This window comes from Chryseobacterium sp. AC417 (assembly GCF_979258215.1).
This window is the reverse complement of the sequence record NZ_OZ409845.1, coordinates 2,634,854-2,652,877: the sequence shown is the minus strand read 5'-3', so window position 1 is coordinate 2,652,877 and position 18,024 is coordinate 2,634,854. Positions and strand designations below refer to the sequence as shown.

Genomic DNA, 18,024 nt, shown 5'->3' with positions numbered 1-18,024 from the left:
TATTCTTCTGATAAAAAACTAAAAAAACCGCTAGATAATTCTAACGGTTCTAATTATATTTAAATGAAAATCAAAATTACATTTGTTTGTACTCGATATTCATTTGTTTTTCCATTTCTGTATAAGCTCCAGATTTTAATTTTTCTTTGATGCCATCAAAAGCAGCTAAAGTTTCATTAATTTCTGAATCTGTATGCGAAGCAGTAGGAATTAATCTCAGCAAAATCATTCCTTTTGGAATTACAGGATATACTACCACTGATGTAAATACACCGTAATTTTCTCTTAAATCCTTCGCTAAAAGTGTTGCTTCAATTGTTGTTCCCTGGATGAAAACCGGTGTCACACAAGTATTCGTGTTACCAAGATTAAAACCTCTTTCTTTCAATCCGTTTTGAAGTTTGTACACATTTTCCCATAATTTATCTTTAATTTCGGGACGTGTTCTTAGCAATTCCAATCTTTTCAGACCTCCGATTACCATTGGCATCGTTAGAGATTTAGCGAAAATCTGAGAACGAAGATTGTATTTTAAAAATCTGATGATCGTTGCATCTCCCGAAAGAAAAGCTCCGAAACCAGCCATTGATTTAGCAAAAGTTGAGAAATAAACATCAATCTGATCCTGACATCCTTGTTCTTCTCCAGCTCCAGCTCCGGTTTTACCCAAAGTTCCGAAACCATGTGCATCATCAACTAAAAGTCTGAAATTGAATTTAGATTTTAAATCACAAATTTCTTTTAGTTTACCCTGCATTCCTCTCATTCCGAAAACACCTTCGGTAATCACTAAGATTCCGCCGCCGTTTTCTTCAGCAACTTTAGTTGCTCTGGCCAGGTTTTTTTCTAAACTCTCAATATCATTATGTTTGAAGGTAAAACTTTTTCCCATGTGAAGACGAACACCATCTACGATACAAGCGTGAGAATCTGCATCATAAACGATAACATCATGTCTTGTAACCAACGCATCGATACAAGAAACCATTCCCTGATAACCGAAATTGAGAAGATAAGCAGCATCTTTTTGTGTAAATTCTGCCAATTCTTTTTCCAATTGCTGGTGTTGCTGAGTTTCTCCGGACATTGCTCTTGCACCCATCGGATAGAACATTCCGAATTCGGCAGCAGCTTTTGCATCAGCTTCCAAAACTTCAGGATGATTACACAATCCCAAATAGTCGTTTGCGCTCCAGAAAATGACATCTTTACCTTGAAATTTCATTCTAGGACCGATTGGACCTTCCAATTTTGGAAATACAAAATATCCCTCTGCATAATCAGCAAACTGACCTAATGGTCCGGGGTTTTGTTTTATTCTTTCAAAAATATCTACCATTGTATTGAGTAAGTTTTATGTAAAAAAGCCTTTTGTAATGTACAAAAAGGCTTGATCTGTTTGATATATTTTTTTTATTTGATGTATTCCGTTTTGAATACTTCATCATAGTTGTGTACACAATTGTTGATGAAACCTTGCTCAGCCATCCACTGGTCACTGTAAACCTTAGTGATATAACGTGATCCGTGATCCGGATAAATCATCACAACGAAATCATTTTCTGTTAAGTCATGAGATTGTGCATATTGAATTAATCCCTGAGTAACAGCTCCGGTTGTATACCCACCCATGATGGCTTCTTTTAAAGCAATCTCACGGGTTCTGTATGCAGACATTTCGTCGTTTACTCTCACAAATTCATCCACTTTATCAAAAAGAAGGGCAGAAGGAATTAAATTTTTTCCCATTCCTTCAATTTGGTAAGGATGTACATCTTCTTTATGAATTTCTCCGGTTTCGTGGTAACTTTTCAAAATAGATCCGTCAGCATCTACACCAATGATTTTAATATTTGGATTTTTCTCTTTTAGAAATTTTGCAGAACCGGATAATGTTCCGCCAGTTCCTGTACATGCAAAAAGATGAGTAATTTTACCTTCTGTCTGTTCCCATATTTCAGGACCAGTTGTCTGGTAATGAGCATCAATATTCAATTCGTTAAAATATTGATTGATATATACAGAATTGGGGGTTTCGGCAGCAACTCTTTTTGCTACTTCATAATATGATCTAGGGTCATTCGCAGGTACATTCGCAGGACATATATATACTGTTGCACCAAGAGCTTTCAGATAAGCAATTTTTTCAGCTTTTGTTTTGTCACTTACCGCAAGAATACATTTGTATCCTTTAATGATGCAAACCATGGCAAGTGAAAAACCTGTATTTCCGGAAGTAGTTTCTACTATTACAGAATCTTCCTTTAATAAACCTTTTTTCTCAGCGCTTTCAATAATATGAAGTGCGATTCTATCTTTTGTGGAATGTCCAGGATTATATGATTCTAACTTGGCATAAACTTTTGCAGGAATTTCTTTAGTTACTGTATTTAGTTTTACTAAAGGGGTGTTCCCAATCAAGCCAAGAATATTATCGTAAACATTACTCATTATTTGTTATTTTTCAAATAAAAATCTGACCGCAAAAATACAAAAAAATAAATAATTTTTAAACTTTTAAGAAATTATAAGTCCTGAAAGTAGAATTATCTGTTTTAAGCGTTTCATAAACAGCCGCAAAACCTTCACAAAAAGCAAGCCAATCTTTTAAATTTTGTTAAAATCAAAATAAAATGAAGTAAAAACCTTATTTTCGCACCAATTGATTTTATACTATGAAAAACTGGACTTTTAGGCAATGGAACACTCTTATCGGATGGGTGGTTTTCGTCATTGCATTTTTCACGTACTTATCAACGATAGAACCCAACTTTAGTTTCTGGGATTGTGGTGAGTACATTTCTTCAGCAGTAAAATTAGAAGTAACACACGCACCGGGAGCAGCTCTTTTTCAGATTGTGGGTGCTGTTGCTGCAATGTTTGCTTTTGGAAATGGTGAAAATTATTCTGTGGTAATCAACGGAATGTCTGCATTATTCAGTGCATTGACAATTCTGTTTTTATTCTGGACGATTACTCATTTTGTGAGAAGACTTCTGAACAAAGATTTTGAAGAAGTTACAAAACATCAGGAAATTGCCATTCTGTTTGCCGGAGTAATAGGATCTCTATGTTTTACCTGGTCAGATACTTTTTGGTTTTCAGCAGTGGAAGGAGAGGTTTATTCTATGGCATCTTTGTTTATTGCACTTTTGGTTTGGCTGATTACCAAATGGGAAAACGAATATAAAGAATCTGATAATGAACGATGGATTATTTTAATCTTCTTTATTGTTGGTCTTTCTGTGGGTGTTCACATGATGTGTATGTTGGCAATTCCGGCAGTTTGCTTAGTATATTATTCAAGAAACTATGAATTTACGTGGAAGAATTTCCTGTGGGCAAATGCCATCACATTAGGAATTTTAATTCTTGTTTTCAAAATTATTTTCCCGGTAATCATGTCATTATTCGGAAAACTTGAAATATTCTTTGTGAATGGAGTAGATCTTCCATTCCATTCAGGAACAATTGCTGGTTTCGTTATTTTGATTGCGATCTGCTATTTCATTTTAAAATATGCGAGACAGGCAAAGAAAAATATTTATCAGACGATTGCTTTGTCGGTAGTGTATATGATGATTGGTTTCTCTTGCTGGATGGTAATTCCTATAAGAGCGAATGCGAATCCGCCAATGAACTTAAATGATCCTGATACTGCGATTGGTATGCTTGATTATTACAACAGAGAACAGTACGGTGACTGGCCTACAATCTATGGTCAAAATTATACTGCATTCCTGGATAACAGTGGAATTCAGAAAAATGAGGACGGAAGTTTTAAAACAGATAAAACTGGAGAAGTTTACGAAAAAGACGAGAAAACAGGTAGGTATTTAAAGACAAGTGACCGTTTTAATTATGTTTTCAGCAAGGATCATGTAAGTTTGATGCCGAGAATGTTTAGCGAAGACAAAGACGTAATGGCAAATTATGTCTCAATGTACGGAGCACCGGATTTTCAGTTTAATTATGCAAATGAAGAGATTGCAGATGATCCTCAGGCTAAAGAAATTTTTGACGAACTGAGAGGTAAATATGAAGATGGAAGCATTACCGCAGCTGATTATTTAAAAGTAAAACCTTATGAATTAATTACCGTTCAGAGACCCTCTTTGGCTCAGAATATGGATTATTTTATCACATTCCAAAATGGGTATTATTTCCTTAGATATTTGATGTGGAATTTTGTAGGAAGACAGAATGATCTTGAAGGACATAATGAAAACACCAACGGAAACTGGATTTCAGGGATTTCATTTATAGATAATACGATCTTAGGAAGCCAAGATGCGCTACCTGCGAAATTTAACAATGAAAGTACGGTAGCATTTTTCTTCCTGCCTTTATTATTGGGAATTGCAGGATGTTACTTCCAGTTTATGAGAGATTTTGGAAGGTTTTACGCCATTTTATCTTTGTTTGTACTCACGAGTGTCGGAATTGTTTTCTACACCGGAATGAAACCTTATGAGCCACGTGAAAGAGATTATGCATTGGTGGGATCTTTCTATGCTTTTGCCATTTGGATAGGTCTCGGAGCCGGAGCAATTCTCTGGTATTTGCAGTCTAAAGTAAAATCAAATGCTGCCAATATTGGCTTTGGAGTTATTTTAATGGCTATTCCTTTAATGATGGGCTTCCAGAATTATAATGTTCATGACAGAAGCGGAAGATATACGGCTTATGATTATTCATATTCAATGCTGAAATCTTTACCAAAAAATGATATTCTTTTTGTGTATGGTGATAATGACACATATCCGGTTTGGGCAATGCAGGAGACTGAAAGATTCCGTGATGATGTGAAAGTTGTGAACTTTACCCTTCTTTCAACACCTTGGAATATCGATCAAGTAAAAAGAAAAACCTACAATGCCAAAGCAATCCCAAGTCAGTTGACGCACGAGGATTACAGAGACGGTGTGAACGACCAGATTTATCTGATGAAAAAAGATGACTGGAAGAATGTTTTATCCAATCTTAAAGAATCAGGAATGCCTGATAATTTATTGAAACCTTTTGAAAAATATGTAGTTCAGGATTCAATGACTTTAAAGGAAGCGATGAATTTTCTTAAAATAAAATCTCCTGAAAAAGATGAAGTTTTGAAAATGATCTTCGGTGAAGAACGTTTTGAGAAATACAATTTCCTTCCAGTAAACAAATTTATTTTGCCGGTCAATAAGCAAAACGCTTTAAAATCAGGAATCATCAACGCTTCAGATATTTCAAATACAGTTGATCAAATTACGATCAATTATAAATCGGGAACTTTATATAAAAATAACCTGATGATGTTTGATATTTTGGCAAATTTCGACTGGAAACGTCCGATAAACTTCTCCTCAGGCGGCGTTTATGACAGTGAAAATATTTTCTTTTTAGACGAATATCTTCAGTTTGACGGTTTTAGCTACAGATTGGTTCCGATTCGTACGCCAAGAAGCAGCGACGGAGAAATGGGCAGAGTAGATGCAAACTCTTTATATAACGTGGTTAAAAATTTCAAATGGGGTAATTTTAAAGACCTGAATGTTCATTTTGATGAAACGGCTACTTCAAATATTATCAGTTACAGAGGTTCTGCTAGTAGAGCAGCAGCAGCACTAGCTTTATCCGGACAGAAAGCAAAAGCTTTAGAAATATTAGATTTAGCGGCTAAAGAAATTCCTGCAGAAAAATACAATGATCCGCGTTCTTTAAGTTCGATGGTTTACGGTTATATCGTTGCCGGACAGGAGCAAAAAGCTTTACAGTTAGCCGAAATATTAAAGAAAGGTATCTTCGAAGAATATGATTATTATTTAAGCTTGACCAAGTCTGAACAAGCATTTGCAGGAAGACAGATGAGATCAAAACCTATGGAATATTCTCTGGTAGTAACTGCCGTTACAGATGCTTACAAAAAAATAGGACAAAACGAAAAAGCTTACGCATATCTGGTGAAATCTATTGAGCCAATTGATAAGAAGTTCAATGCTTTTGTGAAAGATCTTCAGCAAATGGGCAAAGAAAAAGCGATGAAAGAATCTGAAAAAGTACAGAACATTACGCCTTTCTATCAGTATTTATTTGATGTTATGGAACCATTTGATTCTACCTATTCGAAAGAAAAAGAAGATCAGATTACTTCAGCAATCATCAAGGCAACACAGTAAAAAAATCATTTTTTTATACTTTAAAACGGAACTTCGGTTCCGTTTTTTTATTCTTGATATTCAAGAATAATAGGATTATATTTGTGCATCAAAAAAACGCGATGTCCGGAAATACCAGTAAGAATCTTCCCCTGTATGCTGTAATCTTTGCAGTGATTGCAAAACTTTATTTTCTCTTGACACACCACATTCAGGAAGATGCATTTATCACATGGCGGGTTGCTCAAAATTTATTGGATTATGGGGTAATTGGTTTCAATGGTGAAACAAAAATTTCAGCTTCTACAACGCATTTGTACGTTTTTGTTTCTTATTTTTTTAATTTGATTTTCGGAAAAGAAAATTTCATAGAACCGCTTTTGATTCTCAATACGATTCTTTTTACAATTGGAAGTTTATTTCTTTCTCATTTATTATTGAAAACTCCTTGGCATAAAGCAATTTTTATATTTCTGTTCGCACTTTTACCCCCTTCCATCAAAATTTCTATTCTCGGAATGGAGTACGGAATTCTATTTTTCCTCGAAATGTCTTTACTGTACTATAGTTTTAAAAAAGAGAAAAAATGGGCACTGATTGTATTTCCGGTCTTAATTTTATTCACGAGAATTGACACCGTAATTTTCCTTGGTATTGTATTTTTAGTCGATACTTTCTGGAATAAAAAAATAAAATGGAACTATGTTTTAGGTGGAATGTTAGGAGTTTCTGCTGCATTAGCTTTCAACTGGTTTTACTTTGGTGAAATTGTAAATAATACGATTGTTGCTAAAAAGTTAGCGTACGACAGAGTGTACACTTTACAACAGGATTTCGAATATTTCAGATTAAATTACGGAAACTTTTGGGGAATGCTGAAACTTCCAGGTGACTTCAATCCGGTGACTATTGTGATGGTGATTTTTGAATTATTGTGTTTCATTTACTTAATCAGACAAAGAGAAAAAAGAAATTATTTCCTGTGGATTATTTTCCTGTTTGCTTGGGCTAAACAAATTATTTTTCTTTCACAAAAAAGTCTTTTCGACTGGTATTACTGGGTTCCGCAGATCCTGCTTTTCGTTCCTATTTTAATATTTGTTTTAGAACAAAAACTAAAAAGAAACTGGTGGCTATCAGCATTGATTATATTCTATATTTTACCTATGCTGGCTTTCCAAACGATACATTCTGTCGCAACCGGAAATGGTGAATGGAATTACAGACGTTCCATTGGATTATTTCTGAATATGTACGAAAAAGACAAAAAACAATGGATTCTTCTTGAACCAGCGGGCTATGTACCTTATTTTTCAGGGTTGAAAACCATTGATGAAGTTGGGCTGGTTGACAAACAAATTCAGGAAGAAATCAAAAAAGACAAACAGAATTATTGGCTGAATACCGTTAAAAAAAGAAAACCAAAATATCTTTTATCCTATAAAAGTTTATTTGAAGGAAAAGATGGTCTTTATTACAAAACTCATTACAAATTGTTGAATGAATTCAGAATAAAAAATCACTTACAAAGTGATCATAAAATTCTGGAGAAAATCTATAAACTGAAACCTTCGGGTACTGATTATAATTTATATGAAAAGATTAAAAATTAAAAATTAAAAATTAAAAATTAAAAATTAAAAATTAAATTTTACTCTAAAACTCTAAAACTCTAAAACTCTAAAACTCTAAAACTCTAAAACTCTAAAACTCTAAAACTCTAAAACTCTAAAACTCTAAAACTCTAAACCATGAAATACTGTGCTTTCCTCCGCGGCGTCAATGTAAAAGGAACCAACATGAAAATGGCGGAAGTCTGCGAAGTTTTTAAAAACGCAGGAATGAAAGATGTTGTGAATGTTTTAGCCTCTGGTAACATTATTTTCTCATCTGATAAAAAGGTTGAAGATTTGAAGGTTATTCTCGAAAAAGCAATGTCTGAACATTTTAATTATGAAGCTTTTTTGTTTGTAAAATCTCAGGCAGAAATTGAAAATTTTTGGAATTCAAATCCGTTTAATAAAAATGAAGATGTACACGTTTATACTTTTATAGGAAGTAAAGATGTTGAAAATGCTTTGATGAAAGAATATGAAAACGCTGTAAAGTCTGAAAACGAAGACGCAAAAATAATCAACGGAAATTTCTATTGGCAAGTATCGAAAGGAAATACATTAGACTCAACATTCGGGAAAATTTTAGGGAAGAAAAGTATGAAAAATCAGTTTACAAGCAGAAATATCAATACATTTGAGAAAATTTTGAAAAAGTTTTAGAAAATACATTCATGAAAAAAATATTTATTAGTTCACTTGCTACATTTAACTTATTTTGTTACTCACAGAAATTTTCAGATTTAAAATTTGAAACAACTGTTCCAGATGCAGAAAACCATTATATTGTGTTACCTGTGAAAGAGGGAGACAAAACCTATAATCTAGGTTTTATATATTTTGATGAATCCGCAGGTTACACGTTAGATTATGTTGGAGATCTTCATGAAGAAAATGGTTTTTTAAAATTTAAACAAAGAGAAGATGCTAAAACGTCTTCAATGAAGATAAGAATTGAAAATTTAGTTTTTAAAAGTGCTGTAGTTTCAGATGAAATGTTAAGCAAGTTTAATTTACCTACTCAGCCTTATTGGCTAAAAATTTATCTAAGTTCAGCACCGGAAAATGAAAAATTACTAAAAAGATCTAGCTTAATGAATGGTGCTAACTTTCCACAATTAGCTCTTCCAAAACTTTTAGAGTTACATAAAAATAATTTTAAGACTGAAGCGTTATACTTTGAGCTTGCATTTTCATACAATGCATTGGGGAAATTTGCTGATGCTGAAAAGATTTGTACAGAAGCTTTAAAGAGTAAAAAAGCAGGTGATTTAGTTATGAAAGAATATATTTATGCAATGGTACATCAAGAAAAATTAAAAGAAGCTGATGTTTTTCTAACGCAGAATTTATCATCGTTCAAAACTGATAATAACAAAATAGAAGCAATAATAAATATATTAGCTTTAAGTGCTCACAATAATAATTTGTCAATTGCTGAAAAATGGTTAAAAGAGCTAAAGTCTCAACCAAATATTACTCGTTACCAGAAAAACATCAATCAATTAGAGAATATAATAAAAGATAAAAAAAGTAAAATTCAATGATTCAATACTTATACAATATACAACACAAAGATTCAAAAAACTTTTTTTTAATTGCAGGTCCATGCATCATCGAAGGTGAAGATATGGCTTTGAGAATTGCTGAAAAAGTAATTGAACTAACCAATAAATACAATATTCCATATATTTTTAAAGGTAGTTTTAAAAAAGCCAACAGAAGCAGAGTAGATTCTTTTACAACGATTGGCGAAGAAAAATCTCTGGAAATTCTGAAAAAAGTTGGCGAAACCTTTAATATTCCGACCACGACAGATATTCACGAAAATGACCATGCAGCTTTGGCGGCTCAATATGTGGATGTTTTACAGATTCCTGCATTTTTGGTTCGTCAGACAGATTTGTTGATTGCAGCAGCAAAAACAGGAAAATGTGTTTCATTAAAAAAAGGACAGTTTCTTTCTCCGGAATCGATGAAATTTGCCGTTCAGAAAGTGACAGATTCAGACAATCAAAAAGTTGCCATCATTGAAAGAGGAAATTCTTTCGGATATACAGATTTAATCGTTGATTACAGAGGAATTCCTACGATGAGAGAATATGCTCCCGTTATTTTAGATGTGACGCATTCTCTTCAACAGCCGAATCAGAGTTCTGGTGTTACTGGAGGAAGACCAGATTTAATAGAAACCGTTGCCAAAGCAGGAATTGCAGTAGGTGCAGACGGAATCTTCATCGAAACTCATCCTACACCGGAAACTGCTTTATCTGATGGTGCCAACATGCTTCGACTGGATTTATTGGAAGATTTGTTACAAAAATTAACAAGAGTGAGAGAATCCATTTTGTAGTTGTTAAAAAATACTTAATTTTAGAATTCTAAATAATTTCTTTTGAAAAAAATAGTTTTACCACTGAGCCTCATGGTTCCGATGTTAGTATTCTCTCAAAACAAAAAGCGAGATACAACGAGAACAACAGATATTGAGGAAGTAGTTTTCCAGAAAAAAGTAGTGGGAAGTACGAATGACCTTACAACCGTGAAAATATCTGCAAAAGATGCTCAGAATGTGGCAAGCATTTCCGGAGGTATCGAAGGAATTATTAAAACTCTTCCCTCTGTAAACTCAAATACAGAGCTGTCTTCGCAGTATATGGTGCGTGGTGGAAACTATGATGAAAACCTTATTTACATTAATGATATTGAGATTTACAGACCGTTTTTGATTAGGAATTCTCAACAAGAAGGTTTAAGTATCATCAATCCCGATATGGTTTCTACGGTCAATTTTTCTGCCGGAGGTTTTGAACCGAGATATGGTGATAAAATGTCTTCAGCATTGAATATTTATTACCGTGAGCCTGAGAAATTTGAACTTTCTGGTGAGGCAAGTTTAATCGGAGGAAGATTAACCACAGGTTTAGCTTCAAAAAATCAAAAACTGACAGCTTTATTTTCCGGAAGATATAGAAATACAAATCTCGTATTGAATACGTTAAATGAAGATACCGATTTTAACCCTACTTATTATGACTTTCAGACGTATCTGAATTATCATGTGAGTGACAAATTTACGATGTCGTTTATCGGATATTATTCAAAAAATGATTATGATATGGTTCCTAAGGAGCGAAGTGTAGACTTTGGATCTTTGCAGAGACCTATCAATCTTTCAGTTTTTTATAACGGTAAAGAAAATGATCAGTATAAAAATATGATGGGAACGTTCTCTATGAACTATAAACCATCTGATAAGTGGAGATTTACATTAGACAGTTTTGCCTACCAGAATAGAGAAAGAGAGTATTATACAATAGCATCAAAATATATTCTGCAAACTTTTGATCCGATTACAGGAAATCCGATTACTTCTTACGATATTGGAGGACAGATTGAGCATGCACGAAATGATCTTTTTGTAAGAACCTACGGAACGCAGTTCAGAACCCGTTTTTCACCAAATGTGAATACAGATGTTGAAGTGGGTTTTAAATTTGAAAAAGAAAATCTGAGCGACCTTACTAATGAGTATAAATTAGTAGATTCTTCAGGATACAGCATTCCAAGACCGATTGATGACCCAAGATTTCCGGATGCTTCAGAATTAGATTTATTTTACAGCATACAGGGCAATAATCAGATAGAACCAACCAGATTATCTGCATACGCACAATATTCTCAAAAATTCTATTGGGGAGCAAGCAAAGTGTTTGTTAATGCCGGAGCAAGAGTTGCACACTGGAGTTTTAATGATGAAACTATTTTCTCACCAAGAGCTCAGTTTGCGATAAAACCGGACTGGGATACCGATATGTTATTCAGAATTTCCGGGGGAATTTATTATCAGGCTCCTTTTTACAAGGAAATTAAAGATTTAAATGGAAATTTCAATTCTAATATAAAATCTCAGCGCTCAATTCAGGCAATTGTAGCGAATGATTTTGAATTTGAATTCGATAATCGTCCGTTTAAATTGACCACAGAAGCATACTACAAAAAAATGGATAACCTCATTCCTTATTACATGGATAATGTGAGAATCCGTTATTCAGGAAAAAATAATGCTACAGGATATGCGTATGGAATTGATACGAGATTATTTGGTGAATTTGTTCCTGGGGTAGATTCTTGGTTGTCTGCAAGTTATGCCAGAATTTATGAGAATATCGATGGGAGAGGAAATATTCCAAGACCTACCGATCAGAGATTCAGATTTGCCATGTTTTATCAGGATTATATGCCTAAATTTCCATCCATGCGTGTGAATTTAACGTTGACGTATGCAATGGGATTACCAAACGGAGCGCCTGTTTTTACAGATCCTTATCAATATCAAAAAACCTTACCTTCATACAAAAGAGTAGATATTGGTTTGTCTAAAGTTTTCATCGACAGAAAGGACAATAAAAAAACATACGGATTTTGGGGTAATTTTGAGGAACTTATCTTGGGAGTTCAGGTTTTCAATGCCTTTAATATCAATAATACGGTTGCGAATCAATGGATTACAGATGCCAATAGCAGTGTGATGTATCCTGTTCCTGTACGTTTAACGGGTAGATTCTTTAATGTGAAGCTTGAATTCAAAATTAAATAGGAATAAATTTAGAGTTAAAAATAATGAAAAAACATATCATCGTATTTCTGTTGACATTAGTATCTTTTGTTTCAGCAAATGCACAAACAAAATCAAGTCCGCAACTGACAAAACTATACCAAAATTATATTTCAGTAAAATCTGCCCTGGCTTCTGATGATATCAAAAAAACATCCATTGCAGCGGGAGAATTTTTGAAAACATCGAAAACTGTAAATTCAAAAATAATTACAGAAAAGAATTTGATTGTATTACAATCAAATGCAAAAACAATTGCACAGGCAAAAAGTATTGATGCCCAACGAAAATCATTTTATAATCTATCTGACGTAATGATTGGCTTGGCAAAAGAAAATAAATTGTCTGACAAAACAATTTTTGTTCAGTACTGTCCGATGGCAAAAGGGAGCTGGCTAAGCAATGAAAAACAGATTGTCAATCCTTATTACGGAAAATCAATGCTTGATTGCGGTTCTGTGAAGTCTGAAATTAAATAATTTTATCAAGATAAATACATTTGAAAAGAAACTCATTGGGTTTCTTTTTTTTGATTTCAGATTAAAGTAAATTTACTGCGATATATATAAAATAAAAGGTTGATAAGAATTTTTATACCTTTGTTATTCTTATGAAAAAACCTAATCCTCAATCGCACATTCCACCGCCTTGATTTTAGTTTAATAATTTCCCCATATCCATTTTTGGATAATTTACTTTCAAAAAAACTTTTAATCATCTGTTCACAACAATTTAGTGTGGAATATTATATATCTTTTACTTTATGGAAAACATGACAATGAGTTTTCAATCATTAAAAAATATAAACTTCAAAAATGAAATATTAGCAGGATTCACCGTTGCAATGACCATGATTCCTGAGTCATTATCCTTTGCAATATTGGCAGGTTTGCCACCATTAACAGGACTTTACGCAGCTTTTTTAATGGGAATAGTAACAGCTTTTTTAGGAGGCCGTCCCGGAATGGTCTCAGGTGGAGCAGGTGCAACTGTGGTTGTTTTGATTGCATTAGCAGCCACTCATGGTGTAGAATATCTGTTTGCTGCAGTAGTTTTGGCAGGAATGATTCAAATTCTGGTTGGTGTATTAAAACTAGGAAAATTCATTAGATTAATTCCTCAGCCTGTAATGTATGGTTTCCTTAATGGTCTTGCAGTTATTATTTTTATGGCACAGGTTGCCCAGTTTGAAGTAGTAGAAAATGGAGTAACTTCCTTAATGCAAGGCGTTTCACTTTATACAATGCTTGGTTTGACGGGTTTAACGATTGGTATTGTAGTTTTATTTCCAAAAATCACAAAGGCTGTACCCGCTTCTTTGGTTGCGATCATTGTAGTGTTTGCCCTGGTTTACTTTTTAAATATTGAGACTAAAAAAGTGGTTGATATTGCTTCCGTAAGCGGATCTTTACCTAAATTCCATATTCCTATTATTCCTTTTTCGATAGAAACCTTACAGATTATTTTTCCTTATGCTGCAATTATGGCGGGTGTAGGTCTGATAGAATCTCTTTTAACTTTAAATATGGTTGACGAAATTACCAATACCAAAGGAAAATCAAATAAAGAAGCTGTGGCACAGGGAGTTGCTAATATTACCAACGGATTTTTTGGTGGAATGGGTGGCTGCGCAATGGTAGCACAGACTTTAGTCAATATTGATGCCGGAGCCAGAACCAAAATTTCTGCAATTGTGGGAGCGTCAACGATACTTATCATCATTTTGGTAGGAGGTTCTGTGATTGAGCAGATTCCCATGGCGGCACTTGTCGGCGTTATGATGATGGTGGCAATCGGAACATTTCAATGGGCATCATTCAGGATTATTACAAAAATGCCAAAGTCTGATATTTTTGTAGGAATAACGGTCGCTGTGATTACTGTTTTGCTTCATAACTTAGCTTTGGCAGTTTTGATCGGAGTCATTATTTCAGCTCTGGTTTTTGCCTGGGATAGTGCCAAAAGAATTAGAGCCAGAAAATCTATTGACGTTGATGGTCATAAAATTTACGAAATTTACGGACCGCTATTCTTCGGAAGCACAGCTGCGTTTACTGAGAAATTTGACAGTATCAATGATCCGGAAAAAATTATTATTGATTTTAAAGAATCCAGAATTGTAGATATGTCTGCTATAGAAGCTTTGAAAAAAGTCATTGAGAAATATGAAAGTAACAATAAAATGGTCGTTTTAAGACATCTAAGTGCAGACTGTATCATATTACTGCAAAATGCGAGTGGATTTATAGAAGTGAATATTCAAGAAGATCCAACCTACAAAGTTTTGCCGGAATAAAATTTAAATGAATTTACAGCATAAAAAAAAGCGGAGTCTGAAAAATCAAACTCCGCTTAATAATTATTTAAACTAAAATTATTTACCCAAATAAGACTTCAAAATCTTACTTCTGGTGTTGTGTTTTAGTCTTTTGATCGCTTTTTCTTTGATCTGACGAACTCTTTCTCTCGTAAGGTCAAAAGTTTCACCGATTTCTTCCAACGTCATTGGATGTTTACCGTTGAGTCCGAAATATAATCTTACCAAATCTGCCTCTCTCGGCGTCAACGTGTTCAATGCTCTTTCAATTTCGATCTGAAGAGATTCAAGCATCAAATCTTTATCAGGACTTGGAGACTCCCCGGAACGCAATACGTCATACAAGTTAGAATCTTCACCTTCTACCAACGGTGCATCCATCGACAGGTGTCTTCCGGAGTTTTTCATTGATTCTTTGATGTCTTCTTCACTCATGTCAAGAACTTCAGCCAATTCTTCCGGAGAAGGTGGTCTTTCGTTTTCCTGCTCAAGGTGAGCGTATGCTTTATTGATTTTGTTGATAGAACCAATTTTGTTCAGAGGTAATCTTACAATTCTCGACTGTTCAGCCAAAGCCTGTAAAATCGACTGACGAATCCACCATACGGCGTAAGAGATAAATTTAAAACCTCTTGTTTCATCATATCTTTTTGCAGCTTTCATCAATCCTAAATTCCCTTCGTTGATCAAATCGGGAAGAGAAAGACCTTGGTTTTGGTATTGTTTAGAAACTGAAACTACGAAACGAAGGTTGGCCTTGATCAATTTTTCCAGTGCGACTCTATCGCCGGCGCGGATTTTTTGTGCCAAATCTACCTCTTCGTCTGCGGTAATCAATTCTACTTTACCAATTTCCTGCAAATACTTGTCTTAGTGAAGCAGTTTCCCTGTTGGTTACCTGCTTGGTTATTTTTAATTGTCTCATTTATTTTATCTCAGAAATAGAGTTACTATATATTATACGTTTGAAACTATAAAAAGGTTACACTCGTTTTAAGTATTTTTTATTGCGTTAAAACCAGGTCGGATTTTTAGTTGTAAATTATCGCTCTTATTTTTATCAGATAATACAGCGCTCATCAGTTTGGGTAAAGGTTTACAAAAACTTATATTGAGAATTTTGTGATTTAAAGCCCATCTGAAATTCATGGGCTCTCAATACATTTTTCTCCACTTTGCTGCGAAAAAACTTCAAATGAAAGGCATAAAAAAAGTGAAACCGAAGTTTCACTTTATCTATTTAGAATTAAAAATTGACTTTTAAAAATTACGTATTTGAGATTCACTCTTAAAAAAGATCATTCAGCATTTTTGCCAGTCTCAAACCTCCATAAAGTAGTTGTCTTTCCATCGTATCGTTGAACTTATACTGATAATCGTAACCCAGTTTCGATCCGTCTGGTGTCTGCGCATAAATTTTATTGGCAATCTGATGAGAATCAAATAACCAGTTTTCTAATGTTCCTGATTGTATTTTACTTACTTCATCTTTCGTTTTAATATCTAAAAGTTTAGCATACTCTGTGTAGCTGTATTTTTGAGAATCAACCAGTTTTCCGTCCCAGACTGAGTGCAGATTTGTTTTCTCTCCGAAATACGTAACGTTTATTTTGTTTCCGCCTAAATCTTCAGATCTTCCGGTGTGCATAGGCTGAGAAAGATCTCCCATCATATGAATAAGAAAAATTAAAGCTATTTTTCTGTCTTTTTCAGAAGTTTTTTCGTCTTTTATCTGTGCAGATAATGTTTTTATCTGGCTGTAAAGACTTGCTCCCGACTGCGCTTTCAAATTCTGCTCAAATGCTTTTAAATCTGTCTGCGGATCAATGTTTACATAATGCCAAGATGATGTCTGTTTCCAGACTCCTGTGGTATCAGATTTAATAAAATCCGGCCAGTTAGCCCAATAGGCAAGACGCTCCTGACCCATCATTTTTCTTATTTCTCTTTTTGCTTTACCAGATAAGTGGTTTTCTGCAATTTCTGCAATTACCCGGTGACCTGTTAATCCCCATGCATACGAGTATACAGAACTTGCAACCGTTAATAATAGCAGCATTTTAGAATATATACTTTTCATTTTTATGAATAATTTTAGATGCGCAAAGATAAGTAGACTTTTCAAAATCTAATTAAATTCAGGATCTTTTCTTATAAAATGCACGGTTTGTTAAATAAATTTAATCTTCAATTTTAAATTAAAAAAATCTTTCTTTTTACCGATAAAATCTTAATTTTATTACTAAATTGGACTAATAAAATTTTAAATATTTGAGAAAAAATATTTTTCAAGTTTTAAGAGATTTATTGTTTATACTAATCACCACATCACAGAAAACGAATATGTACGACAATAGCATTGTAGATATGCATTATAATAAGCTTCAGACCGATTTTAAAGCTGAAGCTGTTGCAGTGAATCTTCTGAAATACCATAGAGCAGTAAGCAATATTTTTATCGACCGAATCGGGATCAATGACCGTGCTTATCTGAAAGATATTAAAAGTATTTCCAGTCAGTATCTGGGTTTTGACGAAGAAGTTCTAAGTATAAAGACTTACAGGGAAGGGATTTACGACTATTTACCTGAAGGAATTTTTCATCCTCCGTCACTCAATGCTTCAAGAAAAAATGTTGAAAGTGTCGTTAATGAAATCAGAAAGCAAAAAAGGGTAGAAGAAGATGCCAGAAAGTTTTTCAGACCTTTTGAGCTTGAGATTTTCTTTACAGAAATTGGTGCTTTGCTGAAAGAATTTGATTTTGATCTGGCAAGCGAAACAGATTCTCTCCTGAAAGTTTTCTCAGAACTTTGGCCCGTTGTGAAGATGCTCGATAAAAAAAATGCATATATTTTCATTCATATTTTACCATTTTTTCATCAGATACGGGGAGACAAAAAATGGTTTGAACGTTGTATGACCTCATTTTTAAAGGTTCCGGTAGAAATCACTTTTACACCCAATATCATAGACAGAATAGAAGAGGAGGACGATTCTATTTTATTGGGGAATTCAAGATTGGGAGTCACCTATATTCCGAGTGGAAAGCACATGGACGGCGAAAGAAATTGGGTAGTCAATATTGGTCCTATTCCTTATGACGAAATGAAAAAATATATTCCCGGTAGTCCTTTCAGAAAAGTTCTTCAGGCTTTGTATGATTATTGCCTGCCGGTGAATGCGGATATTGAAGAAAATTTTGTTACCGAAAAGAAAGAATACTCATTTATGCTTGAAGATGACGAAAGAAATTCTAACAGGCTTGGTTTCTCAACTTTTCTGTAAAATATTTTATTATATTTACAGTCATCAATCACAATCAATATTAATAGAACT

The 18,024-nt window shown here is 34.0% G+C and carries 12 protein-coding genes and 1 pseudogene; 9 read left to right on the top strand and 4 right to left on the bottom strand.

Features of this window, described 5'->3' with window-relative positions:
* Positions 1–76: 76 nt before the first annotated feature.
* Positions 77–1,339, bottom strand: a complete 1,263-nt coding sequence (locus ACZZ9T_RS12645; protein ID WP_463442385.1) for an aminotransferase class I/II-fold pyridoxal phosphate-dependent enzyme — start codon at positions 1,337–1,339, stop codon at positions 77–79.
* Between the two features lie 74 nt (positions 1,340–1,413).
* Positions 1,414–2,451, bottom strand: coding sequence for a PLP-dependent cysteine synthase family protein (locus ACZZ9T_RS12640; protein WP_463432664.1), 1,038 nt, complete (start codon positions 2,449–2,451; stop codon positions 1,414–1,416).
* Positions 2,452–2,675: 224 nt separating this feature from the next.
* Here ACZZ9T_RS12640 and ACZZ9T_RS12635 point away from each other — a divergent pair, with 224 nt between their 5' ends.
* The 8 genes from ACZZ9T_RS12635 (at position 2,676) to ACZZ9T_RS12600 (ending at position 14,667) form a co-directional block, all read left to right on the top strand.
* Positions 2,676–6,161, top strand: a complete 3,486-nt coding sequence (locus ACZZ9T_RS12635; protein ID WP_463442384.1) for a glycosyltransferase family 117 protein — start codon at positions 2,676–2,678, stop codon at positions 6,159–6,161.
* A gap of 101 nt (positions 6,162–6,262) precedes the next feature.
* Entirely contained in the window at positions 6,263–7,753 is a 1,491-nt protein-coding gene (locus ACZZ9T_RS12630) for a hypothetical protein (protein WP_463442383.1), read from the top strand.
* 138 nt (positions 7,754–7,891) lie between these two features.
* Positions 7,892–8,416, top strand: a complete 525-nt coding sequence (locus tag ACZZ9T_RS12625; protein ID WP_463442382.1) for a DUF1697 domain-containing protein — start codon at positions 7,892–7,894, stop codon at positions 8,414–8,416.
* A gap of 11 nt (positions 8,417–8,427) precedes the next feature.
* Positions 8,428–9,300, top strand: coding sequence for a hypothetical protein (locus ACZZ9T_RS12620; RefSeq protein ID WP_463442381.1), 873 nt, complete (start codon positions 8,428–8,430; stop codon positions 9,298–9,300).
* Positions 9,297–10,106, top strand: coding sequence for a 3-deoxy-8-phosphooctulonate synthase (kdsA, locus tag ACZZ9T_RS12615; protein ID WP_463442380.1), 810 nt, complete (start codon positions 9,297–9,299; stop codon positions 10,104–10,106). Before ACZZ9T_RS12620 ends, kdsA begins: the two co-directional genes overlap by 4 nt.
* A gap of 42 nt (positions 10,107–10,148) precedes the next feature.
* Entirely contained in the window at positions 10,149–12,353 is a 2,205-nt protein-coding gene (locus ACZZ9T_RS12610) for a TonB-dependent receptor plug domain-containing protein (RefSeq protein WP_463442379.1), read from the top strand.
* A gap of 23 nt (positions 12,354–12,376) precedes the next feature.
* A complete protein-coding gene (locus tag ACZZ9T_RS12605) occupies positions 12,377–12,850 on the top strand; it encodes a DUF3347 domain-containing protein (protein ID WP_463442378.1) in 474 nt (157 codons plus the stop codon).
* Between the two features lie 299 nt (positions 12,851–13,149).
* Positions 13,150–14,667: a SulP family inorganic anion transporter gene (locus tag ACZZ9T_RS12600; protein ID WP_463442377.1), complete on the top strand. Its 1,518-nt coding sequence runs from the start codon at positions 13,150–13,152 to the stop codon at positions 14,665–14,667.
* Positions 14,668–14,745: 78 nt separating this feature from the next.
* Here the strand turns inward: ACZZ9T_RS12600 and ACZZ9T_RS12595 are convergent.
* Both ACZZ9T_RS12595 and ACZZ9T_RS12590 read right to left on the bottom strand, forming a co-directional pair.
* Positions 14,746–15,613 (bottom strand): annotated as a pseudogene (locus tag ACZZ9T_RS12595) (sigma-70 family RNA polymerase sigma factor).
* A gap of 363 nt (positions 15,614–15,976) precedes the next feature.
* The gene (locus ACZZ9T_RS12590) at positions 15,977–16,768 is read right to left on the bottom strand and encodes a S1/P1 nuclease (RefSeq protein ID WP_463432642.1); all 792 of its coding nucleotides are present in this window, start codon (positions 16,766–16,768) and stop codon (positions 15,977–15,979) included.
* A gap of 191 nt (positions 16,769–16,959) precedes the next feature.
* Here ACZZ9T_RS12590 and ACZZ9T_RS12585 point away from each other — a divergent pair, with 191 nt between their 5' ends.
* Positions 16,960–17,973 carry a type VI secretion system baseplate subunit TssG gene (locus tag ACZZ9T_RS12585; protein ID WP_463442376.1) on the top strand — a complete coding sequence of 338 codons (1,014 nt, stop codon included), beginning with the start codon at positions 16,960–16,962 and terminating at the stop codon, positions 17,971–17,973.
* The last annotated feature ends 51 nt before the right edge of the window (positions 17,974–18,024 follow it).